At 61.2% G+C, this 26,279-nt stretch carries 20 protein-coding genes; 3 read left to right on the top strand and 17 right to left on the bottom strand.

The genetic code is table 11. The features are described from left to right. Positions 1–69 precede the first annotated feature (69 nt). Positions 70–1,407 (top strand): NAD(P)/FAD-dependent oxidoreductase, encoded by a 1,338-nt coding sequence (locus K5K95_RS25135; RefSeq protein WP_222586609.1) that lies wholly within the window; start codon positions 70–72, stop codon positions 1,405–1,407. Between the two features lie 146 nt (positions 1,408–1,553). Continuing rightward, positions 1,554–2,201 (top strand): MliC family protein, encoded by a 648-nt coding sequence (locus tag K5K95_RS25130; protein ID WP_222586608.1) that lies wholly within the window; start codon positions 1,554–1,556, stop codon positions 2,199–2,201. 10 nt (positions 2,202–2,211) lie between these two features. Here the strand turns inward: K5K95_RS25130 and ppk2 are convergent, their stop codons facing one another. The 8 genes from ppk2 to K5K95_RS25090 form a co-directional block, all read right to left on the bottom strand. After that, the gene (ppk2, locus tag K5K95_RS25125) at positions 2,212–3,033 is read right to left on the bottom strand and encodes a polyphosphate kinase 2 (protein ID WP_222586607.1); all 822 of its coding nucleotides are present in this window, start codon (positions 3,031–3,033) and stop codon (positions 2,212–2,214) included. 56 nt (positions 3,034–3,089) lie between these two features. Beyond that, positions 3,090–4,754: a fatty acid--CoA ligase gene (locus tag K5K95_RS25120; protein WP_222590420.1), complete on the bottom strand. Its 1,665-nt coding sequence runs from the start codon at positions 4,752–4,754 to the stop codon at positions 3,090–3,092. A 37-nt stretch (positions 4,755–4,791) separates the two neighbouring features. Further along, entirely contained in the window at positions 4,792–6,570 is a 1,779-nt protein-coding gene (locus tag K5K95_RS25115; protein WP_222586606.1) for an acyl-CoA dehydrogenase C-terminal domain-containing protein, read from the bottom strand. A gap of 66 nt (positions 6,571–6,636) precedes the next feature. Then, on the bottom strand, positions 6,637–9,123 hold the full coding sequence (locus K5K95_RS25110; protein ID WP_222586605.1) for an efflux RND transporter permease subunit: 2,487 nt from the start codon (positions 9,121–9,123) through the stop codon (positions 6,637–6,639). A 31-nt stretch (positions 9,124–9,154) separates the two neighbouring features. Further along, positions 9,155–10,225, bottom strand: coding sequence for a WD40/YVTN/BNR-like repeat-containing protein (locus K5K95_RS25105; protein ID WP_222586604.1), 1,071 nt, complete (start codon positions 10,223–10,225; stop codon positions 9,155–9,157). A gap of 68 nt (positions 10,226–10,293) precedes the next feature. Beyond that, positions 10,294–11,652: a DUF1329 domain-containing protein gene (locus K5K95_RS25100; protein ID WP_222586603.1), complete on the bottom strand. Its 1,359-nt coding sequence runs from the start codon at positions 11,650–11,652 to the stop codon at positions 10,294–10,296. A 39-nt stretch (positions 11,653–11,691) separates the two neighbouring features. Continuing rightward, a complete protein-coding gene (locus K5K95_RS25095) occupies positions 11,692–13,707 on the bottom strand; it encodes a DUF1302 domain-containing protein (protein WP_222586602.1) in 2,016 nt (671 codons plus the stop codon). A gap of 131 nt (positions 13,708–13,838) precedes the next feature. After that, on the bottom strand, positions 13,839–14,420 hold the full coding sequence (locus tag K5K95_RS25090; RefSeq protein ID WP_222586601.1) for an RBBP9/YdeN family alpha/beta hydrolase: 582 nt from the start codon (positions 14,418–14,420) through the stop codon (positions 13,839–13,841). Positions 14,421–14,678: 258 nt separating this feature from the next. On the opposite strand from K5K95_RS25090, the gene K5K95_RS25085 reads away from it, so the two are divergent. Then, complete coding sequence (locus K5K95_RS25085; protein WP_222586600.1) at positions 14,679–15,695, top strand: AraC family transcriptional regulator; 1,017 nt, start codon at positions 14,679–14,681, stop codon at positions 15,693–15,695. A 132-nt stretch (positions 15,696–15,827) separates the two neighbouring features. Here K5K95_RS25085 and K5K95_RS25080 read toward each other — a convergent pair whose 3' ends face one another. The 9 genes from K5K95_RS25080 to nirB all read right to left on the bottom strand — a co-directional run bounded on the left by K5K95_RS25080 (position 15,828) and on the right by nirB (position 26,228). After that, positions 15,828–16,838, bottom strand: a complete 1,011-nt coding sequence (locus tag K5K95_RS25080) for a YeiH family protein (protein ID WP_222586599.1) — start codon at positions 16,836–16,838, stop codon at positions 15,828–15,830. Then, a complete protein-coding gene (locus K5K95_RS25075) occupies positions 16,835–17,161 on the bottom strand; it encodes a Rieske (2Fe-2S) protein (protein ID WP_222586598.1) in 327 nt (108 codons plus the stop codon). The genes K5K95_RS25080 and K5K95_RS25075 overlap by 4 nt, the downstream gene beginning before the upstream one ends. After that, positions 17,158–17,820, bottom strand: coding sequence for a DsbA family oxidoreductase (locus tag K5K95_RS25070; protein WP_222586597.1), 663 nt, complete (start codon positions 17,818–17,820; stop codon positions 17,158–17,160). The genes K5K95_RS25075 and K5K95_RS25070 overlap by 4 nt, the downstream gene beginning before the upstream one ends. Next, positions 17,817–19,145, bottom strand: coding sequence for an MFS transporter (locus K5K95_RS25065; RefSeq protein WP_222586596.1), 1,329 nt, complete (start codon positions 19,143–19,145; stop codon positions 17,817–17,819). Before K5K95_RS25065 ends, K5K95_RS25070 begins: the two co-directional genes overlap by 4 nt. An 89-nt stretch (positions 19,146–19,234) precedes the next feature. Then, positions 19,235–20,287: a 3-keto-5-aminohexanoate cleavage protein gene (locus K5K95_RS25060; protein ID WP_222586595.1), complete on the bottom strand. Its 1,053-nt coding sequence runs from the start codon at positions 20,285–20,287 to the stop codon at positions 19,235–19,237. 86 nt (positions 20,288–20,373) lie between these two features. Next, entirely contained in the window at positions 20,374–21,222 is an 849-nt protein-coding gene (locus tag K5K95_RS25055) for a TauD/TfdA dioxygenase family protein (RefSeq protein WP_222586594.1), read from the bottom strand. Between the two features lie 14 nt (positions 21,223–21,236). Then, positions 21,237–22,217 carry a quinone oxidoreductase family protein gene (locus K5K95_RS25050; RefSeq protein ID WP_222586593.1) on the bottom strand — a complete coding sequence of 327 codons (981 nt, stop codon included), beginning with the start codon at positions 22,215–22,217 and terminating at the stop codon, positions 21,237–21,239. A gap of 1,072 nt (positions 22,218–23,289) precedes the next feature. Continuing rightward, positions 23,290–23,667 carry a nitrite reductase small subunit NirD gene (nirD, locus tag K5K95_RS25045; RefSeq protein ID WP_222586592.1) on the bottom strand — a complete coding sequence of 126 codons (378 nt, stop codon included), beginning with the start codon at positions 23,665–23,667 and terminating at the stop codon, positions 23,290–23,292. Next, entirely contained in the window at positions 23,667–26,228 is a 2,562-nt protein-coding gene (gene nirB, locus K5K95_RS25040; RefSeq protein WP_222586591.1) for a nitrite reductase large subunit NirB, read from the bottom strand. Before nirB ends, nirD begins: the two co-directional genes overlap by 1 nt. Positions 26,229–26,279: the final 51 nt, after the last annotated feature.

Raw genomic sequence — 26,279 nt, 5'->3', positions numbered from 1 at the left:
CCTGACCGAGCCCACTGCGTCAGCACCCGGTTTCGCCGCCGGGTCCACCCTTATCGCCAGGAAAGCGCCATGACTGTGACAGGCCAAACGTTGATCGGTGAGCACGCCAACTCCGCTCGCCACCAAGCGAACCGGACGAGCGGCCCCGGCACAGAGCCCCCGGACATTGCCGTGGTTGGCGCCGGCATCATCGGCGTCGCCTGTGCCGTTCGGCTGGCACGCCAAGGTCTGCGAGTGGTGGTCATCGACCAGCAAGACCCTGGCCGGGGCGCCTCGTTCGGCAATGCCGGGCACCTGGCGACCGAACAGGTGTTTCCCATCGCCGACCTGTCCATCCTCAAACGCCTGCCCGGCATGCTCATCGACCCGATGGGCCCGCTGCGTCTGGACTGGAGATACCTGCCGCACGCCCTGCCCTGGTTCACGCGCCTGCTGTTGAATCTGCGCGCAGCGCCTTTCCAACGGACCGTGTCCGGCCTGCGCGCACTTAACGAAAGCAGCCTTGGCGCCTGGCACCGATTGCTGAAGGATATTGCCCACCCCGATCTGCTACGTCAGGACGGTTCATTACTGGTATTCGAACGTCCCGACTCGCGCCAGGCCATCGAAGCGCTGCAGGCGCGGATGCAGCATCAACAGGTGCCGGTCGATTACTGGTCCGCCACCTCGGTGCGCGAGACGGCACCTCAACTCAGCGAGCGTATTCAGGGCGGACTGTTTTTTCCGCAAACGGGTCATTTTCTCGACCCCTACCGGGTTGTCTGTGAACTGGTAGAGGCTGCCAAAACCAGCGGCGTGCATTTCCTCAAGCAACAGGTCCTGAGCGCCCGTCTCCAAGCGGACGGTGTCTCGCTGATCACCGATCAAGGCCTTCTGATGGCGCGCCGGGTACTGATCGCCTGCGGCGCCCACTCGGCAAAGCTGACGGCAGCGCTGACCGGCAAGCAGGTGCCGCTGGACACCGAGCGCGGGTATCACCTGATGTTGCCTCATGAGCAGGAGCGATTACCTTTCGCCGTCACCTCGCTGGAGCGCAAGTTCATCATGACCCCGATGACAGATGGACTGAGACTGGCCGGCACCGTCGAGTTCGCCGGCCTCGAGCGGCCGGCGGCCATGGAGCGCGCCTGGCAATTGCACCGGTTGAGTGCCGGCTTGTTCACCCGGGACTTGAATGCGCAGGCGGCCACGCCCTGGATGGGCTTTCGCCCGTCCTTGCCCGACTCCCTGCCGATCATCGACCGAGTGTGCGACGGCAAGGTGCTGCTGGCTTTCGGTCACCAGCACCTTGGGCTGACGCAGGCGGCGGTGACCGCCGAACTGATCGCGCAACTCGCCTTGCCTGCGAAGCTCCCCCTTACCCATGGGTTGCCGGCCATTGAATCCTACCGACTGGATCGATTCTAAAAAAAAGCACCCGCTGGCGGGCGGGAGTGGCAAGTTTCGAGCACTGACTTACACTGCGATACACCCTATGCAAACGAATGATCGTTCACCGGACAGAGAGGCCCACAGCAATCCGCGCATCACGCAATGATTCGGGTGAAGCCAACATGAAAACGGTCGCGACCCTTTTCACCTGCCTGCTCGCTGCCAGCTTGTGCGCGGCGACGAGCACCTGTGCCAACGCGGCGTCCTTCAAAACCAGTTTCGATTGCGCCACGGCAAAGGCAACCGTCGAAAAGCTGATCTGTCGCGACCCGCTACTGGCGCAGATGGACGTTGAATTGATGCGTCTCTATCGACTGGCGCTCACGGATGAGCGTTCAGTACCGCCGCCAGATAACGTCATCATCGACCAGCAGTTCTGGGTCGACACCCGCAATCGGTGTGCCTCCGACCCAGTGCCCAAATCGTGCGTCATCCGCAGTTATGCCGAGCGTGCGTACCAGTTGCGCCAGGGTTCGGCCATTGTGCGGACCAAGGACCCGGATAGACTGACTGAAGGCCCAGTGGCATTTCGATGTACCGGGTTGAACGTGTTGGTTGCCGCCACCTTTTTCATCACCCAGCCCGGTGTTGTGTACCTGAAATGGGCCAACACCTCGATCACCCTGAACCAGGTGCAGAGTGATGTGGGAATCCGTTACATCGGCAAGGATGCGCTGGGAAGCTACAGCTTCTGGCAAACCGACAATACTGCAGTTTTCCAGAAGCCTGGCTCAGTGGCGATGAGTTGTACGGCCGAACCGGCCGGCTGATTGCACACCCTCAGAACTTCTCGGGCACATGCCGCAACGGATGATCCGGCTCGCGATAGTTGCCGGGTTTCTGCCGTGGGGGCAGCGTCACTTTCTCTCGCGGCACCTTCTTGTAAGGGATACGACTGAGCAAGTCGGTAATGATGTTCAGGCGCGCCCGGCGCTTGTCGTTGGAATTGGCCACAAGCCAGGGGGCGTGTTCGGTGTCGCTCGCCTTGAACATGTCGTCCCGGGCACGCGAATAGTCGTACCAACGGCTGTACGACTTCAGGTCCATGGGTGTCAGCTTCCAGATTTTGCGTCCGTCGTTGATGCGCTCTTCGAGCCGACGGGTTTGTTCCTCGGGACTCACTTCCAGCCAATACTTGAGCAGGATCACCCCCGAATCGACGATCGCGCGCTCCACCAGGGGAATGGCCTTGAGGAAACTTTCAGCCTGCTCCTTGGTGCAAAATCCCATGACTCGCTCGACGCCGGCGCGGTTGTACCAACTGCGGTCGAAAATCACTATTTCGCCCGCCGCAGGCAGATGCGGCAGGTAACGCTGCACATACATCTGGCTTTTTTCGCGGTCGGTCGGTGCAGGCAACGCCACGACCCGAAAGACGCGCGGGCTGACCCGTTCGGTCAGTGCCTTGATGGTCCCGCCCTTGCCCGCGCCATCGCGGCCCTCAAAGACAATACAAACCTTGATGCCTTTGTCCTGCACCCATTCCTGCAACTTCACAAGCTCGACGTGCAGTCGTCGCAGCTCACCCAGGTACTGCTTGTTAGTCATCTTCGGGTGTTCGTCGGCATCACTTTTTTTGCTGCGCTTTTTTTCCTTTGCCATGTCCAAGGCCTCACGCGAGTAAGTCACTGAGCTAACTCGCATGAGTCTAGTCCAGATCAGCCAATTTCCAGTGCTTGCTGGCGCAGTTCGAGTTCCCGGATCAAGCGCTTGTTGATTTTCCCCACACTGGTTTTCGGAATATCGGTCACGACCCTGATCTGCTTGGGAATGGCCCACTTGTTGATATGGCCGCGCTCAACGTACTGATGCAGATGCGCCACCAGCATGTCCGGGGTAATACGCTCTCCCGCCGCACACACCACCAGCGCCATTGGCCGTTCACCCCACTGGACATCAGGAATGCCGACAACCGCCACCGAGGTCACGGCGGGATGCTCGCTGAGAAGGTTTTCCAGTTCCAGTGAGCTGACCCACTCCCCGCCGGTCTTGATGACGTCCTTGATTCGGTCCTTGATCTCGATCACGCCCAAGGCATCGATGGAGGCAATGTCACCGGTATGCATCCAGCCCTCCTCCCACAGTTGCGCACCCTGGTCCGGATCCTTGAGGTAGCCCTGGGTCAGCCAAGGGGCCCGCACCACGATTTCCCCCAGCGCTTCGCCATCCTGAGGCGCGTCATTGCCGCAGGCATCGATGATTTTCAGGTCGACCATCGGCACCGCCACGCCAGTCTTGATGCGTGACGCTACCTGCGCTTGCGCTGGCTGTTCAATCTCGGCGTCACGCAGGTGGGTCACGCACAGCAACGGACAGGTTTCCGACATCCCGTAACCGCTATGCACACGCATGCCCCGCGCTGTGGCCTGGGACGCCAGCCCGTGGGTCAAGGCGCTGCCGCCCAGGAGCATTTTCCAGCCGTTGAAGTCGGTCCGGGTCGCTTCGTCGCACCCCAGGATCATTTGCAGGATCGTGGGCACGCAATGGGAAAAACTGACCTTTTCTTCGCGGTACAGCCTGACCAGTTGATTGGGCTCGTAGCGTCCCGGATACACCTGCTTGATGCCCATCAGCGTCGCGACATAAGGCACGCCCCAGGCATGCACATGAAACATCGGTGTGATGGGCATGTAGACATCGTCGGAACGTAACAGCGGCGCGCCTTGATACACCCCCAACGTGCCGACGGCATTGAGCGTATGCAGCACCAACTGGCGATGACTGAAGTAAACGCCCTTGGGATTTCCGGTGGTGCCAGTGGTGTAGAAGAGAGTCGCCACCGAGTGTTCATCGAAGTCCGGAAAGTCGAAGTGCGGCTCCACCTGCGCCAACAGGTTTTCGTACTCCCCCAGCACCGGCAGCGTGGTCGTTGGCGCGTCGGCGTCGCTGAGCTGAAGGTAGCCGTTGACCGTCGTCAGCTGATCGTGAATCCGCTCCATCAACGGCAGGAAATCATCATGAACCAGCACCAGGTCATCCTCGGCATGGTTCATGGTGTAGAGAATCTGCTCGTCCGAAAGGCGGATATTGACCGTATGCAACACCGCGCCAAGCATCGGCACGGCAAAAAAACACTCCAGGTACCGATGGCTGTCCCAATCGAGCAGCGCCACCGTATCCCCGGCCTTGACGCCCGCCTGGGTCAGCGCGTTGGCCAATTGCTGGATGCGCTGATTCAGCGTTCGGTAGCTGTAGCGCAGCTTGTCCGCGTAGACGATCTCCTGATCGGGCGAGTACCGCGCCCCCGAGAGCAGCAGGCTCTTGATCAGCAACGGATAGGCGTAGGCGCCCGGCGCGGGAGCGATTATTTTTGTCGTTACCACTGTGAGGTCTTCCTGAGTCTGTTGAGTGGCGGTCACGTCAGAATTGCGTTGCATCGAGCAGGTAAAGCGAATCGCTGCCCGCCTTGACCGACGCCGCCAATGACTGGACGCGTGGCAACAGGCGCGCGAAATAGAAACGCGCGGTGCCCATCTTGCTCGCGTAAAAATCGTCCTGTGCTTCCTTGCCGATGGCGGCTTTGGCCATCCGCGCCCACATGTAGGCATAAGCGGTGTAGCCGAAGGCGTGCAGATATTCGACTGACGCCGCGCCGATCTCATTGGGGTTGGATGTGCAGCGGTCCAGCACCCAGGCGGTCAATTCGTCGAGGTTGTCCAGGGCGGCATTGAGTGGTCCGGTGAACGGTGCGAGGTCGGCACAGGCGTTTGCGCTGAAGTGGCGGATCTCGTCGGCAAACAGTTTGTAGAGCGCCCCGCCACTGCCGACGATCTTGCGTCCGACGAGGTCCAGCGCCTGAATGCCGTTGGTGCCTTCGTAGATCTGGGTGATCCGCACATCGCGCACCAGTTGTTCCTGGCCCCATTCGCGAATGTAGCCGTGGCCGCCAAACACCTGCTGGCCATGCACGGTGGATTCCAGCCCCAGATCGGTCAGAAACGCCTTGGCCACTGGCGTCAGCAACGCCACCAGCGCCTCGGCGCGTTTGCGCTTGTCCGGGTTGTCACTGAATTTGGCGATGTCGAGTTGCATCGCCACGTATGTGGAGAACGCACGGCCGCCTTCATTGCAGGCTTTCATGGTCAGCAGCATGCGCCGCACGTCCGGGTGAACGATGATCGGATCGGCCACCTTGTCGCTGACTTGCGGACCGCTCGGCGAACGACTTTGCAAACGATCACGGGCGTAGGCCAGCGCATTTTGATAAGAGCGCTCAGCGGTGGCCAGGCCCTGAATACCGACGCCCAGCCGCTCGTAGTTCATCATGGTGAACATCGCCGCCAGGCCCTTGTTCGGCGCATCGACGATCCAGCCCGTGGCGCCATCGAAGTTCATCACGCAGGTGGCCGAGGCCTTGATCCCCATCTTGTGTTCAATGGAACCACAGGACAGCGCATTTTTCTGCCCGAGGCTGCCATCGGCGTTGACCATGACTTTGGGCACCAGGAACAACGAAATACCCTTGGGACCAGCAGGCGCATCGGGCAGCCTGGCCAGGACCAAGTGGATGATGTTCTCGGTCAGGTCATGCTCGCCGCCGGTGATGAAAATCTTCGTGCCGCTGACCTTGTAGGAACCATCGGCCTGGGGTTCGGCCTTGGTGCGAATGAGCCCAAGGTCGGTGCCGGCATGCGGCTCGGTCAGGCACATGGAACCGGTCCAGAGCCCGGCGTACAGGTTGGGCAAGTACGTGGCTTTCAGCTCGTCACTGGCGTGGGCGTTGATCGCCAGGCAGGCGCCGGCGGTCAACATCGGGTACAGGCCGAACGACAGGTTGGCGCCATTGACCATCTCCTCGACCTGAGCGCCGATTACCTTGGGCATGCCCATGCCGCCATAGTCTGGATCACCACCCACGCCAACCCAGCCCCCTTCCGCAAAGGCCCGATAGGCGACGCCGAAACCGTCTGGGGTAATCACCTCCCCGTCGTTCCAGGAACAGCCCTGCTCGTCGCCGCTGCGATTGAGCGGTGCGATCAGCTCGGCGCTGATCTTGCCCGCTTCCTCCAGGACCGCATTGGCGGTGTCTTCATCCACTACGTCGGCCAGGCGCGGCATGGCAGACCACAATCGGGAAACGTTGAACACTTCATTGAGTACGAAGCGCATGTCACGCAAGGGTGCTTTGTAATCAGACATGATTGAAATCCTCAGGCAAATGCCAGGGCATTGAACCTGCCCTGGTCAATGGAAGTGGCCCCTGGTTCAGGGAGTGCCGATCAGTTCCGCCGTACGTTCGGTGGACATCGTTGGAATGGGGAGAATGTTGCGCAGCAGGAAATGCGACAGCGCCGGGATCAGGATCAGCGCACCGAGCATGTTCCAGAGGAACATGAAGGTCAGCAGGATGCCCATGTCCGCCTGGAACTTGATCGGCGACCAGGCCCAGCACACCACGCCCGCCGCCAGGGTGATGCCGACCAGCCCCACCACGCGGCCGGTGAAGGACACCGCGTTGCGGTAAGCCTGGGCCAATGGCAGGCCCTGGCGCTGGTAGTGCAATTGCACGCTGAGCAAATACAAGGCGTAATCGACGCCGATCCCCACCCCCAGTGCGATCACCGGCAACGTCGCCACCTTCACGCCAATCCCCATGATCACCATCAACGCCTCGCACAGGATCGAGGTCAGCACCAGCGGCAGCAGCGCCACCAGCGTGGCACGCCAGCTGCGGAAGGTAATCAGGCAAAACAGCGTCACCGCCGCGTACACGTAAAGCAGCATCGTGTGGTTGGCTTCACGCACCACGATGTTGGTGGCGGCTTCAATGCCGGCGGTGCCAGCGGCCAGCAGAAACTGGCGATCGGCCGTGCTGTTGTCCTTGGCGAACTTGTCCGCGATGGCCACCACGGCGTCCAGCGTCTGGGCTTTGTGGTCCTTGAGAAAGGCAATGACCGGCATCACCGAACAGTCGGTGTTGAACAGCTCCGGCGCGTTGACCGAGGCCTGTTGTGCCGCGTAGTTCAGCACGTTCTGATTGCGCTGGATGCTGTTGAGCTTGGGGTTGCCTTCGAACGAACCGGCGGTGATCTGGCGCACGGCATTGACCAGCGATGAAGTCGCTTGCACCCCAGGATACTGCTGCAGTTCCCAGGCCAGACGGTCGGCGAGGATCAGGGTCTGGTAGTTGAGGCAGCCTTCGGGCGGCGTCTTGATCATCACCGCGAACAGGTCGCTGGACAGCGCATAGTGGCTGGTGATGTAGGCGTTATCACGGTTGTAACGCGAGTCCGCGCGCAGCTCCGGGGCGCCACTGTCGAGGTCACCGATTTGCAGGTGCTGGCTGACCATGAAGCCCGCGATGCCCAACGCCACGGCCCCGACCACGATGCCCGTGGCCCACTTACGCGTGGTGAAGCGGTCGAGCAAATCCCAGAGCTTGCCGAAGCCTCGGCTCTGCGCCGCGCGGTTGTCGATCTTCAGCGCCCGTTCAGCTGCTTTCGCCCCGACGCCGATGTACGACAGCGCCACCGGCATCAGCAACAATGAGGTGAAGATCAATACGGCGACGCCGATGCTGGCGGTGATCGCCAGGTCCTGGATCACCGGAATGTCGATCAGCATCAACACCGCAAAGCCCACCGCATCCGCCAGCAAGGCAGTGACACCTGCAATAAACAGACGCCGGAAGGTGTACCGCGCCGCCACCAGTTTATGGGTGCCACGGGCGATGTCCTGCATAATGCCGTTCATTTTTTGTGCCGCGTGGGACACACCGATCGCGAAGATCAGGAACGGCACCAGCACCGAATACGGATCGATGGCATACCCCAGCCAGGCGACGATGCCCAGTTGCCAGACCACTGCAGTCAGCGAACAGACAATCACCAGCAGCGTGCTGCGCAGGCAACGGGTGTAGAGGTAAATGATGACGAACGAGGTGACCACTGCCAGGCCGAAAAACATCATCACCTGGATCAGGCCATCGATCAGGTCGCCGATCAGCTTGGCGAAACCGATCACACGGACCTTGTACTTGCCCTTGCCCTCCTCCCCGGCCTTGCGTGCCTGGCTGTCACCGGCAAACTCGATCTTGTCGCGCAGTTGCGTTTCGAGCCGCTGCGCGAAGGCGTAGTAATCGATGCCTTGACCGGTGGCCGAAGCCTTGTCCAGCAACGGCACAATCAACATGCTCGATTTGAAATCGCTGGCCACCAGGCTGCCGACGATGCCGGCGCGATTGATATTCTGGCGCAACTGGTCGATGTCTTCGGGCGAGCCGTGGTACGCGTCGGGCATCACCGGGCCACCCTGGAAGCCCTCCTCGGTCACCTCGTTCCAGCGCACCGCCGGGCTCCACAACGACTTCATCCAGGTCCGGTCAACGCCTTCGGAGAGAAACAAGTCGTCGTTGACCTGTTTGAGCACGGTCAGGTAATCGGGGTCGAAAATATCGCCCTGGGTGTTTTCCACCACCACCCGTACCGAACTACCCAGGCCGCGCAACGATTTGCGGTTCTCCAGAAAATTCTGGATGTAGGGCTGGCTCTGCGGAATCATCTTCTCGAAGCTGGGGCGCAGCTCCAGGCGGGTGGCCGCCATATAGCCCAACAGCAGCGTGACCAGGGTCATGCACAGCATGAACAGCGGACGGTAATTGAAGACCCAGCGCTCCAGCCGGTTGCCCGAGCGCCGATCGAAGTCACGCATGTGGCGGATCACCGGCATGGTGTCTTGCTTGAGGTTGCCCATGTCAGGGTACTCGCTCTAATGAATCCAGTTCTTATTTGACGTTCAGTGCCCGGGCACCACGGCTGCCGACCAACACCAGCGTGCCGTCGGGGGTGCTGATGGCGCCGGCTGACGGGGCCGGATTTTGCTGAGGTATTGACGTCAGTCGCGAATCGCCTGCATCGACCAGCATTTGTCCTGCCTGGCTAAACAGCAGGTAGCGACCCTTGGCGTCCACCGTGGCAGCGGTGATGCTGACTTGCAGGCCGGTGTTGAGCGCGGCCCAGTTCGCGCCACCGTCGACGCTGCGGAACACATGCCCGCGCAGGCCGTAGACCAACACTTCGCCAGGCTTGCCGATCACCCCGAAAAAACTGCCCTGATAAGGCGATTCAAGCGCCACGAAACGCTGCGCGGATTCATTCCATTTGAGCAGCAGGCCTTGTTCGCCAACGATGTAAAGCGCATCGCCGGTGGACGCGATGGCATTGAGGTGCAGGCTTTGCGGGTTATCGGTGCGGTCCTGGAAGGGTGTCCAGTGCTGGCCGCCATCGTCGGTGCGCAGAATCAGGTTGAATGCACCCACCACGTAACCGGTTTTTTCATTGGCGAACCACACGTCGAGCAGCGGCTTATCGGCGCCCTCTTCGATCAGTCGCTGGCCTTCCTCGACGCGGGTGGCCCATTGTTCATTGGCCGGTTCGGCACTGGCCAACGCACCGTAGTGTTTGACCAGCAAGGCGCCGATCTGGCGACCGTCCAGTTGTTTGTTCCATGTCTGGCCGGCATCACTGGTGTGCAACACCACACCGTCATTGCCGACCGCCCAACCTTGCGCCGCCGTGGGAAAACTCACGGCATTCAGGTCGGCACTGACCGGCACGGCAGCCTGCTGCCAGTCTTTGCCGCCATCATCGGAATAGAGAATGTGGCCACGCTGTCCGACAGCAACCAGACGTGCCCCGGCGCGAGCCACGCCCAGCAACGGACTGCGCACTGCCAGGGCGCTGGTCTTGGCCGGCAAGTCCAGCACGTCGATGTAGCTGGCTGCCTGGGTGAAGCCGTGCAACAGGGCAAGGGCCATGCCCAGCGCCAACTGCCGGTACTTTTTGTACGAACACATACGGCGTCCTCATGAAAAAGCTGCGCCGGGAGCACATCGTGTGCAACCCGGCGTTGAAACACGGCGCTTTAGCGAATGCCGGCCCCCGCCAGGGACTCCGGCGACCATTGCGCCTTGGACAGGGAGTCGATGTAACGGATGCCGCCGTACGGGCCCACCACACCGTTGATGTTGTAGGAGCCGCCGACCAGGTCGTAGATCATGAACGGCGTGGAGTCCGGCACCTGCTTGTCATAGCTCTGGCTGAGGAACGCGAAGGAACCACGGTAGAGCTGACCACGGGCGTCATATTGGTCGGAGGCCAGCGCGGCCCAGCTGTCTTCATCGAGGTAGAAGCGACGTTTCTGGTAGACGTGGCGCGCACCCGGCTTGAGGTTGCCCTCCACTACCCACACGCGGTGTTTCTCCCAACGCACGAAGTCCGGCGACAGGTGATTGGGGGTGGTCAGGCTTTTCGGATCCTGGGCGTAGGTCAGTTTGTAGGTGTTGTACGGCACGATCATTTCTTGCTTGCCGACCAGCTTCCAGTCGTAGCGATCCAGTGCGCCGTTGAACACGAACACATCATCGTAAGTGCCCGCACCGGCGGTTCCCGGATTTGGCGTGTCGTAGGCCAGGTTCGGCGCCAGTTTGACGCGACGCTGGCCCGGCAAGTATTGCCAGGCGCGGCGTGGCTGCGCCAGCGGGTTGGCGGCGTCCTTGAGCATGATCGACTCGCCGGCCCGGCGCGCGGGACCGGTGTAATACAGCTTCATCTGGTAGTACACATCGGCGCTGCTGATGGGCTGCGCCATGTTTTCGTAGATCGGGTAGGTGATGAACGCCTGCCCCGTGGTGGCCAGGCTTGGCACGCCGGCCGAGTCAACGTTCCAGGAATCGTACTTGGAGTTGATGTTGACGCCCTGGTAACGCAGCAGGAAATTCCACATCGCCTCGCTGCCCGATTGCGGAATCGGAAACGGCACGCCGGGCAAGACGTTGTCGATGGCCAATCCGCCTTCAAGGGATTTGGCGCCATTGGCGTTCTTCAGGCTGTTGTCCAATACCGGTTGCGGCAAAGCCACGGTGCGATGGGTCGGATAGACATCGACGCGGTAGCTGGGGAAACGCTTGGCCAGTTCTACCGTGGTAGCGCTGAGCAGGTTCTTGTACTGATCAACGTTTTTGCCATTGATGACCAGCAGCGGTTTTTCACTGGCAAAAGGGTCCGGGCGCATGCTGTCGCCCGCTTTGAAGCTGGCCGGAGCCGTGGTCAGTCCGCCAGCGTAGGCGGGAATTGAACCGTCGGCGTTGGCGGCTTTTTCAGCGCCGATCAGGGTCAGGCTGCTCCCGAGCTTGGCCGCGTCCTGCGCCGACACGGCGGCTTGAACTTGAGCGGCAACGGCCAGGGCCAATGAAGCGGCGAGCAGAGTTTGCACGAATTTCATGGGATCAATCTCCTGCTTAGTGTTTAAGCATTGGGTGAATCAGAAGGTGGTTTTCAGCGTCAGGTACAGGGCGCCACGGTCTTCGGTGGTCGCACCGCCACCGGAGAAGGCTGAATAGCCACCGGCGAAGCACGCATAGTTTTCGTTACCGCTGAAGGCGTTCGGCGTGGAGCCGTCGCCACTGCCGGCGTTGGCCGCGCCGGTGCTGTTGCCGCTGACGTTGCACTTGTCAGCCTTGCCGAAAGAGTCGACGTACTTGAGGTCGACGAAGTACTTGTTGTAGATCGCCGCACCGACGCCCAACGCATAGTTGCCGGTGTCTTTCGCGCCACCGCCCGAGACCGGAGAAACACCGTCGAGGCCGACGTTGACGGACATCGGCATGCTCATGTCGACGCCGGGAAACACCTGGTACCAGGTCGGCGTGAAGTTGACCGCGATGCCCCAGTTGTCGCGGGTCGGCGCATCGACACCGCGGTAAGTGCTCTTGCCCTTGTAGAGCGCGGCGTTCTTGTCATCGAGCTTGAGCAGGTTGCTGTAATACAGCTCACCGAGCAGGACGGCCGAGTCGAACACCGGCGTCTTGGGCAAGGTCATCAGGCCGTTGAGCGTCCAGTGCAAGGTTTCGCCGGTGGCGCTCATGCTGTCGCCATCGTGCGGGGTGTCGTAGATGACGCCGGTGGCCGCCGTGCGCGGTGGCAGCAAGCCAAGGCCTTGACCGAGTCCCAGTGGGCTGTTGCTGCTGACGATCGCCGGGATACTGGCCAATGGCATGTTGTGGCGGATGTTCAGGTCGCTGCCGACGCTGACGCCGCCGATGTCCTTGGACAGGCTCAAGCCGAAGATGTCGATCTTGTCCGAATAAGCCAATTGATAAGTGGCGGTGCTCAACGAGTTCAGGGTGTTGACCACCGCTGGCACCTGGCCCGCCGGCCGCGTGCCGTTGGGGTTGGCCGAGGTCAGCCCACGGGCGTCGAGCCAGGCTTGCGGCAAGATGTCCGAGGTCTGGCGGTAGTAGACACCAAGCGTGCCGTCCAGCCAGGCGGGCGACCACTTGGCCATGACGCCCCAATCGCCTGAATTGCGCGGGGTCAGGTCATCGCCACGGCGCACGTTGGTCAGCGCGTTGCAGGGCGCCAGGCCACACCCCAAGGGGCTGCCAGGGGTGATCGAGTTGGTGTTGCCGAGCAGGAACGACTGCGCGCCGAAGCCCACGAGGTCGGAACCGCCGTAATAAGTACCTGCCTCCGGCAGGCGTGCAGCGTCCCAATCAAGGAAATACTGGGCCCCGACGGTCAACTCTGGGTTGATGGTGAAGGTCATCGACACCTGGTTGCGCGGGACGAACAGCTCCTTGGCCTCGGTGCCGGGGGACGCTGCCAGCTTGGCCAGGTCCAGGCCGGACTGGCCGTAGCTGATCGAATGCACCGGGTTGAGGATGGTCTCCCCCCAGAACACGTTGTGTTGCCCGGCCTTGACGCTGAACAGTGACTCCTCCCCTACTTCGGTGCTGTAGAACACGAAGGCATCGAGGATTTCCCCGGAAGGACCGTTGTAGTAGCGCTGGGCGTAGTGGCTTAGATGCGGGCTGCCATTGCCGACATTGTCGCCAGTCACCGCCGCCAGGCGCGGGTCATTGGCGACCAGCCCGGAGGTGTCGCCATTGCCGTTGACGAACGGGTTGGAATTGGAACCGGTGTTCTCATAGGCCTTGTCGTACCAGCTGGCGGCACTGACGCGAGCGCCCATGTGGTCCTTGTAGACCACGTCCATCTCGGTCAGCAGGTCGACCCGGTTGGTGATGTTGGTGCCGGCCCTGCGAAAGTTGTAGTCACCGTCATTGTTGTTCGGCGTCCCGAGCATGCGCTTGTCGGCGTTCTCGGTGCGCACCCCGTAGTTGTACTTGACGGTGTTATCAAAACGCACGGCCCAGTCGGGATTGCCGGTGTCCAGCTCGACGGCGTGGGCGACTGGCATCGATGCCGCCAGAATTGCTAGCGTCAGCAGACTGCGACGTGAAGGAAGTGTGTGGCCGTGACTCTTATTGTTATGCATTACGGTGTCTCCGCCATGTTGTACTTGTTTTTAAGCGCAGCTTTCCTTGCACAGGCCCAGGTGAAAGGGCTTGCGTTGTGTTCACGCGTTAGAGCAATTGCCGGACGTGTGCCGACCGGCCAGGTGCCTGACTAACGATCCAGTTCCAGAATGAGTGCCTCGGCTTGCGGCCAATGGCCGAAACCCGATGCAGGATTGAGGTGGCCGACCTCGCCGAGATTGACCACTTCGCTGCCCCAGTTGCGGGCCATGCAGGTAACGGCTTCGAGGCTGGCCAGGTGATCATTGCTGCTGGCCGCGACGATGCTGGGAAAAGGCAGCGCGCCGGCAGGCAGTGGAGCCCAGCCATGGGTTCGCAGGGTTTCAGGGGATGGATAACCCGACGGCCAGGTGGCATCGAGATCAGGTGGCGCGGCCAGCAGCGCGCCTTTGATTGGAGCGCTGTGCCGAGCCGTGCCATGCAGAGCAGCCCAATGCGCGACCATCAACACACCGGCGCTGTGGGCGACGAGAATCACCGGCCCGTCGATCTGCGCAAGTTCATGCTGGATCGCCCGGACCCGGGCCGCGCAGTCGAGCTTGTCGGTTTCCAGTGGCGGGACGCTGCGTACATTGCTCAGCCGGGCCTCCAGCAGCGTTTGCCAGTGCTCGGCAACATGGTCGCGCAGACCCGGTACGATCAGAACGGTTGCGGCAGTTTGCAGTTTGTCCACTTCAACACCTTCGCCTTCACGATGACTCGACTGGCTGTTTCGCCAGAATCTTTTTGTTGGTCCGACATTAAAGAGCCCGCCACCCGCGCGCTTTTCATTTGACGACAGCGACTTTTCTTTTGATGACAGCGAAACGCCCCCGGATTGACGGTCGTGGGGAAGGCAAAAAGGCGGCTTCAAAAACTTTTCATTTCGTGGTGTGCTGGCTATAGTCGCCCCGCTGATTTCCACCGGGACCACGCCAGGAAAGACCTTTGCATGCCAAAGCTTGTTCGCGCCGCCGTCTTGACCAACTACCTGGAAGTGGCCCACTACCTGGGGCTCAACCCGCACGATTTATTGGCGAACGTCGGCCTGAGCAAGGCCCGACTGCAAGCCCCCGAGCAACGTATCCCGATCGATTCGGCCGTACGTCTGCTGGAGGATTCGGCCGCCGCCACTGGCTGTCAGACCTTCGGCCTGAGCATGGCCGAGTCGCGCCAGCTTTCGGATTTTGGCGTCGTCAGTCTGTTGCTCACCCATCAGCGCACGCTGCGTGATGCGTTGCAGGTGCTGGTGCATTACCGGCACCTGATGAACGACTCGCTGGCGATCTTCGTTGAGGAAGCCGGCAAGATGGTGATCATTCGCGAGGAAGTGGTGACCGAGTCGCCAATGCCCTGTCGCCAGGCAAACGAACTGGCGATCGGCGTGATGTTCCGGCTTTGCGCCGCCCTGCTCGGCGCGCACTGGCACCCTTACAGCGTCAACTTCACGCACCAGCCTCCCGACAACCTGCAACTGCATCGCCGCCTGTTCGGCTGCAACCTGGAGTTCGGCAGCGAGTTCAATGGCATTGTCTGTCCCGATGCCAGCCTCGACATGACCAATCCGCATGCCGACCCGGCCATGGCGCGTTACGCCCAGCGCTATCTCGATTCGCTGCAGAACCACGAAGGGCCGTCGATCCTGTTCGAAGTGCGCAAGGCCATTTACCTGCTGCTGCCCATGGGCCGCGCCACCATCGAACAGATCGCCCAGACCCAGGGCATGAACGTGCGCACCCTGCAACGCCGCCTGAAAGACGATGGCTGCGCTTTCAACGATTTGATCAACGAAGTGCGCCGTGACCTGGTGCTGCGTTACCTGGAGAACCCGAATTACTCGCTGGGCCGCATCGCCGACATGCTCGGCTATTCCATGGCGAGCTCCTTCACCCGCTGGTTCATCTCCCAGTTCGGCATGCCGCCGGCCACCTGGCGCAGCACGCAAAAAACCGACCCCACCAAACGCTGAACACCTGTAGGAGCTGTCGAGTGAAACGAGGCTGCGATCTTTTGACTTTGCTTCTTTAAAAACAAGATCAACAGATCGCAGCCTCGTTTCACTCGACAGCTCCTACAAGGTCTGTTCCGACGATGGGCTGTGTTACATCCCCCAACGCAGCAACAGCAGCACCAGGACAACCAGGAACACGGTCTCCCCCACCATCAACAGAATGGGTTTGATGCCCACGGAAGCAAGCTCCTTGAGCCGGGTTTTCATGCCCAAGGCACTGATGGAAACCACCAGGCACCAGCGCGACAGTTCATTGACCGAACCCTGCACCACCGGGGCGATCCAGCCTGTGCTGTTGATACAGGCCAGTAGCAGAAAACCGACCGCGAACCACGGCAACAGCGGCGGCCGTTTGCCTGTGGGGTCGGCGCCTTGCAGGCGGGTGATCATGGCGGCGCTGACAATCACCGGCAGCAACATGGCCACGCGCATCAACTTGACCACCGTCGCCGTATCGCCCGTTTCGGTGGACATGCTGTAGCCGGCGCCCACGACCTGTGCGACATCGTGGATGGTCGCCCCGAGGAACACGCCGGCCACTTGAGGCGACAACGACAGCCAGTTGGCAATCATCGGATAGACAATCATTGCCAGGGTCGAGAGCGCCGACACCCCAATCACGGTGAACAGCGTGGCCCGCTCTTTCTGCGGATGATTGGGCAACGCAGCGGCCAGCGCCAACGCCGCTGAAGCGCCGCAAATCGCCGTGGCGCCGCCAGTGAGCATGCCGAACAGACGCTGAAACCCCAGCGCCTTGGCCGCGATCACCGAGACGCCAATGGTCACGACCACCAGAATCACCACCAGTGCCACTGGCTTCCAGCCCAGCGCCACCATTTGCTCCAGGGTAATGCGCATGCCCAACAGCGCCACGCCAATGCGCAATACGCTACGGGCAGTGAATTCAATGCCGGCCTTGCACGCGCCATCCGCCGCCAGGAAGTTGAGCGCCATGCCCAGCAACAAGGCGAACAGCATCACTGGCGCACCGTAATGCTCGGACAAAAAGGAAGCGGCCGCCGCGACGATCAGGCTGACGATGAAGCCTGGTGCCAACTCGCGTGTTCGGCTGTGGATTCGGGTGAGAGCAATGGCGCTCATGGCGCGGACTCCTCGGGAGCGATGACGATAAAGACCTGGCCGTCGACCACCTCGACCGGGTAGTTGGCGACCTTGAGTGTGTTGGAATTGAGCAAGTAGCCGCTGGCCAGATCAAAGCGCAATCCATGGGCGCAGCACTGAATCAGTCGTCCATCGAGGCGCCCGCCACAGAGCGAGGCGCCCTGGTGCGGGCAACTGTCGTCGATGGCGAACAACTGCCCGTCGACGTTGAACAACGCCAGACTTTTTTCTTCGAATTCGAACAGCGCACGGGCGCCGACCTGCGGGTGTTTGCCGGCAGGAACGGGAATACGCCTGATCATGCCGGTTGCCGCTCGCGATCACGTTCCTTGAGCGCTTCGTTCATGGCCCCGAGCAGCACCTGAGCGGGTTGTGCACCAACCACGGTCACGCGTCCGTCGAACTGAAAGCCCGGCACGCCACTGGTGGCGCCGGGGGATCCGTCGAAGGGCGTGCCGTCACCCTTCAGGCACTCGAGCACCCTGTCCGTATCGATACCGCACGAACGGGCAATGGCGAGCAACGTTTCACGGCAACCGAGGTTTTCGCCTTTGCGGAAATAGGCGGCAAACAGCCGTTCGAGCAACATTTCACGCTGAATGGCATTGCCCAGCGCACTGGCTCGCTCGAACAAACGATGAGCATCAGCGGTGTTTGGCATCGTCGTGATGCGGCCGAGGTCGATAGTCAGCCCAACTTCACGGGCGGCCTGCTGTACCTGAGCCTGACGCGTGGTTACGGCCTGGGCATTACCCAGACGTTTGCGATAGAAGTCAGCGAAGGGCTCACCCTCTACCGGCAACTGGGGCAGTAACTGCACCCCATGCCACGCGGTGGTGATCTGCACATCCGGATGGCGATTGCGAAACTGTACCTGCGCATGCTCCAGTTGGCGCTTGCCGATCAGGCACCAGGGGCAGATCAAATCGAAAAACACATCAATCTGTAAACGACGACTCACAACTTCACCTCGCACGCCGCTGTACCGGGCACGTCATTGACGCGCTCATCCCTCAAACGAGCGATGTCTTTGTGGTAATGGCACATGGCATAAAAGAACACGCCCGCCGCCAGCACACTGACGAGAGGCACCATTTGGAAAGCGGCGTGCAGACCGATCACATCGGACACGCGACCGGTGATGAACGGCCCCGGCGCCAGCCCCAGCATGTTGTTGGCCAGGGTCAAGGTCGCGAACGCCGTGCCGTGGACCGAGTAATGGGTCAGGTTGGCAACCATTGCCCCGGCGGGACCGGTAGTGCCTGCAGCAATCAACATGCCCAGACAGATCAGCGACAATTGCACGAGGCCAGGCGGCAGCGCGAACGCCACCGACAACAGCATGCAACTGCCCAGGCAATAAGCGATGGCCAGGCCCACCTTGCGCTCCGGGGAATGGCGACACAGGCGGTCACTGAGCATGCCGCACAGGATCATCCCCACCCCGCTGCACAGCACGATGATTGCCGCCATGCCTCCGGCTTTGTCCGTGCCCATGTCGTAGTAACGGTTCAGGTAACTGGGCATCCACACAATCACCGTGCCGCCGACGAATAACTGCAAGCCGCTGCCAACATACGTGGCGATCACCGAGCGGCTGGAAAACAATGTGCGCAACGGGTGTTTGATCTTGGCCGAGGCCTGATTGATCGCGTTGGTCGCACGCTGCGGCGCGATGCGCGCTTCTTTGACGATGATCGGGTAAAGCACCGCCAGCAGCAGACCGAACAGCGACATGCCGGCAAACGACCAGCGCCAGCCCAGCTTGGCCGCTATTGCACCGCCCAGGGCCATGCCCAGGACCGATCCAAACATGCCACCCGCCATGAACGCACTGCTCAACGTTGCGCGCATGTGTTTGGGAAAGACCGAAATCACCACCGCGATGCCAACGCTGCCATACGCAGCCTCGCCGACGCCCACCATGAAACGGGCAATGAACATCTGCGGGTAGTCCTGCGCCAACGCACAGCCCAGTGTGGCCAGGCTCCACAGCAGCGCCATCAGCGCCAGGCTTCTGACCCGACCGAAGCGATCAGCCATCAACGACAGCGGAAACGTCAGCAGCCCGACCATCAACGCTACGATGCCGCTGAGCAAGCCGAGCTGGCCGTCGCTCAGGGCCCACTCGCCCTTGAGCATCGGGAACACCGCGTTCAGTACCTGGCGCGACATGTAATCGGAAATCAACAGGCCGAACGTCAGGGCGAAGACGATCCAGGCGTATGGCCGCGCAACGCTGACAGCAACGTCATCATCGTCTGCGGCGATTGGGTGAAAGGCCATGAAGCCTCCTCGAAACGTTGTTTTTGTTGTTATCGAGCGTTGTGCAATGCAATGGACGGGAGGCCATCGCCCCCCGCCTTTGCTGCCGGTCAACCGCGTTGCGGAACACCTTTTTGCCCAGCCTTGCGGTTGGGGGCCATGCCATTGGCCAACAGGGTTGCTTCGATGCTCGGGTACTGCACGCCGATGCGGTAAATCTCACGGGCTTCTTTGCCGGTGGCGATCTCGCGCCCCAGTTCATGGGCGATGCGCACGGTTTGTTCGATTTGCTGCACCGAGCTGAAGCGCTTGCCCTTGTGATCAATAATAGTGTCTTCAATGCCCACACGCGGGTGCAGCCCCATGGCCAGGGCCATGGTGTTGAACGGCAGCACGTTCTTTAGCAGCGATTCGGCGGTCAGCGTGCAGCCATCCGGCGCCCGATGAATGAAGTTGAAGAAGTTGAACGGGTTGGGACCATCGAAACCACCGCCGATGCCGATCCAGGTCAGGTTCAGCGGGCCCATGTAGACACCTTTGCGCACCAGGCGCTCAAGGGTCTCCATGGCGTGCATGCCGGTCAGCTGGAAGTGCGGCTGAATGCCGTTATCCATCAGGCGCTTGAGGTGCTCGGCAACCCAGGCCGGGCCGGCCGGCACGGTCATCTCGCTGTAGGCCGCCTGATAGGCCGGGTTGGCCAGGGACGTGCCTTCCAGGTATTCCGGGTACAGCAATTCCATGATGTTCATTTGGGTGGTGTTGATCGCCACCGTGACCTGATCCGGCTTGGGCGTCAGCTCCGCCAGCATGTGGCGGGTATCGTCGGACAACCATTTGGCCGCTTCGCCGTCGCTTTCCGGAGCGAAGGAAATCGAGCCACCGACCTGAATGATCATGTCCGGCACGGCTTCACGCACACCGGCGATCAGCTCGTTGAATTTGGACAGGCGCTTGGAGCCTTTGCCATCCAGTTCACGGACGTGCAGGTGCAACACGGTGGCGCCCGCCTCGTAGCAATCGACCGCCTTCTGCACTTGCTCATCCATGGTCAGCGGGATGTCTTCGGGAAAGTCTTCGGGCATCCATTCCGGGCCGTACGGGGCCACGGTGATGACCACCTTTTCCATGTTTTCCGGGTGCAGGGAATCGTCGAAGAATTGCATGAGTTACTCCTGTTTTTATGATTGTCCGCCCAGCCGGAATCGGGCCCGGTGGGCGCAGTGATGAGTGCGAATGCAGTGACGGTCGATCAGTAAGTCTTGTCGCCGATGATCCCGGCGCGTTCCATCTTGCGATGGCACGGCGGGTAATCCATGACGGCGTAATGTTGCGTGCTGCGGTTGTCCCAGATGGCAATGCTGTTGGGCTTCCAGCGCCAGCGCACTTGATACTCGGGGATGTACGCCTGGCTGATCAGGTAGCGCAGCAGCTCGCTGGCGCCGGGGTTGGCGTCCTGGCCGAAACGCACCCTGTCGGGCGTGTGGTAGTTGCTGAAATGGGTGGTGAAGGCGTTGACGAACAGCACCTTCTCGCCGGTTTCCGGGTGGGTGCGCACCACCGGGTGTTCGGCATCCGGATAAAGGGCCTTGAGCGCCAGGCGTTTTTCGATCGGCATGGCCGCGCCGAAACTGGCCTCGATGCTGTGCCGGGCACGCAGGTCGGCAATTTTTGTCTTCACCTCGTCAGGTAACTGCGCGTAGGCCTCGACCATATTCGCCCACATGGTGTCGCCTCCCACCGGCGGGCATTCCACGCAACGCAGCACACAGCCCATGGGCGGCGCGTCGCGCCAGGTGGCGTCGGTGTGCCAGGCGTTTTCGTAGCGGTCCATCGGTTGGTCGGGCTTTTTATAGATCTGCACCAGCCCCGGATGATCCGGGTCACTGCCGGCCACCGGATGGTCCTCCAGTTCGCCGAAGCGACGGGCGAATGCCACGTGCTCGGCACGGCTGATGTCCTGATCGCGCAAGAACACCACCCGGTGCGTCAGCAACTGGGCGCGGATCTCGGCAAAAAGACCGTCGTCATGGATGGCGTCGGCAAGGTTGACGCCAATCAGTTCCGCGCCAATGTTGCTGGTCAGTTGTTCGACTTTCATGGCAGCAGGCTCCCTTAAATGACGAAAATCGACGAGCCGGTGGTCTTGCGTGATTCCAGATCACGGTGCGCCTGTACGGCATCCTGCAAGGCGTAATGCTGGTTGATCTCGATCTTGATTCGACCGTTGCCGACGTGGTCGAACAGCTCACCTGCCAAGGCTGCTTTTTCCGCAGGATCGGCGATGTAGTCGGCCAGCGCCGGACGCGTCAGAAACAGCGAGCCTTTCATGGCCAGCAGGACCGGGTCGAAAGGCGGGATCGGGCCGGAGGCGGTGCCGACGCAGACCATCAGGCCCCGGCGTTTGAGCGAATCGAGCGAGCCCATGAAGGTGTTCTTGCCAACGCTGTCGAACACCACGTTGACGCCGACACCGTCAGTCAGTTCGCGAACGCGTCCGGCAACGTCCTCGTGGCTGTAGTTGATGACGTGGTCACAGCCATGCGCCTTGGCGATTTCAGCTTTGGCTTGGGTGGACACCGTGCCAATGACCGTCAGCCCCAGTAGTTTGGCCCACTGCGAAACGATCAGGCCGACGCCCCCGGCGGCGGCGTGCAGCAGGACCGTGTCGCCGGCCTTGAAGGCGTGAATGCGTCGCATCAGATAGGCCGAGGTCAGCCCGCGCATGGTCATGGCGGCGGCGGTTTCGAAACTGATGGTTTCGGGCAATTTGATCAATGCCGAGGCTGGGATCAGGCGCTCGGTGCTGTAGGCGCCCAGGGTGTTGAGGAATCCGGTATAGGTGACGCGATCGCCGACTTCAAACTGGGTCACGCCTTCGCCGACCGCCTGGACCACACCGGAGGCTTCGACGCCCATGCCGTTTGCCAGCGGGATCGGGTAGGTGCCATTGCGGAAGTAGGTGTCGGCGTAGTTGAGTCCGACAGCCACTTGCCGGAGACGAACCTGGCCCGGGCCTGGGTCGCCGACCTCGATGTCTTCATAACGCAGGACTTCGGGACCACCTGTTTCGTAGAAGCGTACGGCTTTGGCCATGCCTTTTATTCTCCAATCTGCATTTTTATTGGCGTAATGCGCCGATTTGCGTTGATTGGACTGTAGGCCGCGGGCTTATGAATCGCTTCTCATCAGACGACAATGACTTTTCATTTCATGACAAAGGGGGGCTGCTTTCAGGCTGACGCTATTGGGGTTTGGGTTGGGTACATATCCGTTTTTGCGGTAACGGCGGCTATTGGTTCCGCTTTTACAGCGGGTCACTTGGAAGAGCGCCAAGTAACCAAGCGCTTTTGCCCCTGACGTTCGGTGCCTCGCTAAGGCTCGGCATGCCCTCGCTCCGGTCCTGCTCCGTGGGCCCGCCGCCATCGGCCATCCGTGGCCGGGGGCGGCTACCGCGGCATCCCTGCCGCGGTGCCCACTGCGCAGAACCTGCGCTCGGCCTCACGAGGGGGCGTGCAGTGCCAAAGCAAAGCGAGGCGGCCTACGGGCCGACCTGGTTCTTCAACGCTTGCGCGTGGTGATCCTGACCCTGATCGTTCCCACGCTCTGCGTGGGAATGCATCCCGTGACGCTCCGCGTCACCTTGCGCAAGACTCTAGCCTGGTGTCGGCAGCGGAACGCAGAGCGTCCCCGGCGGCATTCCCACGCGGAGCATGGGAACGATCAACACAGCAATAGCAATAGCAACAGCATCGCGAGCAGGCTCACTCCCACATAAAGCAGAGCAGGCCGGCGCAGAGCTTTTGCTTCTCACCACTCATCAGGTCGAGCGTTAGCTCGCCTTGCGCTTTTGATCTTGATCTTGATCTGCCCCATCGGAAGGCCGAACGCAGGTTCTGCGTAGTGGGCAACCCGGCATGGATGCCGGGTTAGCCGCCCCCGGCCATGGATGGCCGATGGCGGCGGGCCCACGGAGCAGGACCGGAGTGAGGGAATGCCGAGCCTAGGCGAGGCACCGTACGTCAGGGGCGCAAGCGCTTGGTTACTTGGCGTCGGGCCGCGCAGGCTTCTCCAAGTAACCCGCCGTCAGGGCGGAACCAATAGCCGCCATGACCGCAGAAACGGATATGCCCCCATCCCAAAACATTCTTAAGTGAACAGCATTACCTCAGGCAACCCCAACTTCCACCAAGCTACCATTCAACCGCACCGGCCAGACACGCAAACGCTGTTGCGGATACTCCAGGCAGCTGCCGTCCTCCAAACGGAAATGCTGCTTGTAGATCGGCGATGCGACAACCATCTCGCCCTTGATATTGCCCACCAGCCCGCGACCGATGACGTTCGCACCGGATTGCGGATCATGGTTGTCAATGGCGTAAAGAGTCCGCCCCTCAGCGCCCGGCAGGTAGAACAGTGCCACCTGCGCCCCGTCGAGCCAAACAACCACACCGGAGTGACTGACCAGATCCCGGTGCTCGCACACGGATTGCCAAACCTCGGCACTTTCCAGCGACGCTAAACGTTGTGCTGTGGACTGGCTCATCAGACGGTTTCCTCAATGACAGGGATAAGGTTGAGTTCGGCCGCCATGATCGGGCGGCGTTGACCGCGTTCCTGGACAAAGTGGATGTCCGGGTCCGGCCGTTTATCGTTGACGAAGGTGCGGAAGCGCTTGAGTTTTTCCGGGTCCTTGAGGGCGTTGGCCCATTCGCATTCATAGCGATTGACCACCAACTGCATCTGCGATTCGAGCTCTTCGCCCAGCCCAAGGCTGTCGTTGATGATCACGTCCTTGAGGTAATCGAGGCCGCCTTCCAGGCTTTCGCGCCACACCGAGGTGCGCTGCAATTTGTCGGCGGTGCGGATGTAGAACATCAGGAAACGGTCGATGTAACGGATCAGGGTTTCATCGTCCAGGTCGGTGGCGAACAGCTCGGCGTGGCGTGGGCGCATGCCGCCGTTGCCGGCGATGTACAGGTTCCAGCCTTTCTCGGTGGCGATGACGCCGACGTCTTTGCTCTGGGCTTCGGCGCACTCGCGGGTGCAACCGGACACCGCGAACTTGAGCTTGTGCGGAGAGCGCAAACCCTTGTAGCGATCCTCGATGGCCAAGGCCATCTTGACGCTGTCCTGTACGCCGTAACGGCACCAGGTGCTGCCCACGCACGACTTCACGGTGCGGGTCGATTTGCCATAGGCATGCCCGGTTTCGAAACCGGCTTCAATCAGCTCGGCCCAGATGTCCGGCAACTCGTGCAATTGCGCGCCGAACAGGTCGATGCGCTGGCCGCCGGTGATCTTGGTGTAGAGGTCGTATTTCTTCGCGACCACGCCAATGGCGATCAACTTGTCAGCGGTAATTTCGCCACCGGGGATGCGAGGCACCACCGAATAGGTGCCGTTTTTCTGCATGTTGGCCATGAAAGTATCGTTGGTGTCCTGCAACGGCACCAGGGAGGCGTCCATGATCGGCTGGTTCCAGCACGAGGCCAGAATCGAGCCCACTGCCGGTTTGCAAACGTCGCAACCGGTGTGGCCACGGCCATGTTTGGCCAACAGTTCTTCGAAGGTGATCACCCCTTCCACCCGCACCAGCGCATAGAGTTCCTGGCGGGTGTAGGCAAAGTGTTCGCACAGGCTCTTGTCGACGCTGACGCCACGGGCAATCAACTCATGCTCGAACACTTGCTTGAGCAGCCCGGCGCAACCGCCACACCCGGTGCAGGCCTTGGTTTGCGCCTTGAGCAGGCCGAGGTCGGTACAACCGCTGTCGATGGCCGAGCAGATGGAACCCTTGGTGACGTTGTGGCAGGAACACACCGTGGCCGACTCGGGCAACGCGCCCGGGCCCAGGGTCGGTGCGCCTGTGGACGACGGTAGAATCAGGCTGGCCGGTTCGGCCGGCAGCGCGATGGCGTTCTGCATGTATTGCAGCAGCGTGTCGTAATAGCTGTTGTCACCGACCAGCACCGCGCCGAGCACGTGTTTGCCGCTGGCGTCCACCACCAGCCGGCGGTAGCTGGCGCTGGTTTCGTCGATGAACTGATAACTGCGCGAGCCCGGTGTGTTGCCGTGAGCGTCGCCGATGGAGCCGACATCGACGCCCAGCAGCTTGAGCTTGGTCGACATGTCCGCGCCCACGAACGGCTCGGTGGATTCATTGCACAACTGCGCGGCCACCGCGCGGGCCATCTGGTAACCGGGCGCGACCAGGCCAAAGACAGTGCCATTCCAAGCAGCGCACTCGCCGATGGCGTAGATGTGCGGGTCGCTACTCTGGCAGTGGTCGTCTATCACGATGCCGCCGCGCGGCCCGACTTCCAGCGAACATTGGCGGGCCAGCGCGTCCTGGGCGCGGATGCCGGCGGAGAACACGATCAGGTCGGTTTCGAGGAACTCGTCATTGGCGAAATTCATCCGGTAGCGGTAGTCCTCACCGGCGCTGATCGATTGGGTGCCACGGGACAAATGCACACCGACGCCGAGCCGCTCGATCTGCGCCTTGAGCGCACGGCCACCCTGCTCGTCCAGTTGCACCGGCATCAGGCGCGGGGCGAATTCCACCACATGCGCTTCCAAGCCCAGGCTTTTCAGGGCATTGGCGGCTTCCAGACCGAGCAAGCCACCGCCGACCACCACGCCGCGTCTGGCGTTGGTCGCAGCGGCACGGATGGCATCGAGGTCTTCGAGGGTGCGATACACCAGGCGCGAATCACCCTCGGCGCCTTCAATCGGCGGCACGAACGGGTAAGAGCCGGTGGCCAGGACCAATGTGTCGTAGGCAACACAACCTTGCGCAGTGATCACCTGACGTCGGACTCGGTCGATTTCCAGCACCGGCACGCCCAAATGCAGGGTCACGCCCGGGGTCTGGTACAGCGCGGCATCACTGAGGGCCAGGGACTCGGCATCACGTCCGGTGAAATACTCGGAAAGGTGCACGCGGTCATAGGCGCGCATCGGCTCCTCGCTGAAGACGTGCAGTCGATAGTGATCAAGGGCGCCGCGCTCGATCAGCTGCTCGACACAATGATGTCCGACCATGCCATTGCCGATCACGATCAGCGTTTGCTGCTTGTTCAACGCGGCCACATTGGTATTCATAAGAAGCACCCGGCTAAAGCCCATCACGATTCAAAAAGCAAAAAAAAACGC

Source organism: Pseudomonas sp. DR48, from assembly GCF_019823085.1.
Lineage (GTDB): Bacteria > Pseudomonadota > Gammaproteobacteria > Pseudomonadales > Pseudomonadaceae > Aquipseudomonas.
This window is presented reverse-complemented; position numbering and strand designations above follow the sequence as displayed.

Coding starts and splice junctions, on each gene's coding strand:
- K5K95_RS25100 (WP_222586603.1), bottom strand. CDS start 11,652: ATGAAATTCGTGCAAACTCTGCTCGCCGCTTCATTGGCCCTGGCCGTT.
- K5K95_RS25115 (WP_222586606.1), bottom strand. CDS start 6,570: ATGTCTGATTACAAAGCACCCTTGCGTGACATGCGCTTCGTACTCAAT.
- K5K95_RS25130 (WP_222586608.1), top strand. CDS start 1,554: ATGAAAACGGTCGCGACCCTTTTCACCTGCCTGCTCGCTGCCAGCTTG.
- K5K95_RS25085 (WP_222586600.1), top strand. CDS start 14,679: ATGCCAAAGCTTGTTCGCGCCGCCGTCTTGACCAACTACCTGGAAGTG.
- K5K95_RS25075 (WP_222586598.1), bottom strand. CDS start 17,161: ATGATCAGGCGTATTCCCGTTCCTGCCGGCAAACACCCGCAGGTCGGC.
- K5K95_RS25105 (WP_222586604.1), bottom strand. CDS start 10,225: ATGTGTTCGTACAAAAAGTACCGGCAGTTGGCGCTGGGCATGGCCCTT.
- K5K95_RS25055 (WP_222586594.1), bottom strand. CDS start 21,222: ATGAAAGTCGAACAACTGACCAGCAACATTGGCGCGGAACTGATTGGC.
- K5K95_RS25095 (WP_222586602.1), bottom strand. CDS start 13,707: ATGCATAACAATAAGAGTCACGGCCACACACTTCCTTCACGTCGCAGT.
- K5K95_RS25080 (WP_222586599.1), bottom strand. CDS start 16,838: ATGAGCGCCATTGCTCTCACCCGAATCCACAGCCGAACACGCGAGTTG.
- nirD (WP_222586592.1), bottom strand. CDS start 23,667: ATGAGCCAGTCCACAGCACAACGTTTAGCGTCGCTGGAAAGTGCCGAG.
- K5K95_RS25050 (WP_222586593.1), bottom strand. CDS start 22,217: ATGGCCAAAGCCGTACGCTTCTACGAAACAGGTGGTCCCGAAGTCCTG.
- K5K95_RS25060 (WP_222586595.1), bottom strand. CDS start 20,287: ATGCAATTCTTCGACGATTCCCTGCACCCGGAAAACATGGAAAAGGTG.
- nirB (WP_222586591.1), bottom strand. CDS start 26,228: ATGAATACCAATGTGGCCGCGTTGAACAAGCAGCAAACGCTGATCGTG.
- K5K95_RS25110 (WP_222586605.1), bottom strand. CDS start 9,123: ATGGGCAACCTCAAGCAAGACACCATGCCGGTGATCCGCCACATGCGT.
- K5K95_RS25135 (WP_222586609.1), top strand. CDS start 70: ATGACTGTGACAGGCCAAACGTTGATCGGTGAGCACGCCAACTCCGCT.
- ppk2 (WP_222586607.1), bottom strand. CDS start 3,033: ATGGCAAAGGAAAAAAAGCGCAGCAAAAAAAGTGATGCCGACGAACAC.
- K5K95_RS25065 (WP_222586596.1), bottom strand. CDS start 19,145: ATGGCCTTTCACCCAATCGCCGCAGACGATGATGACGTTGCTGTCAGC.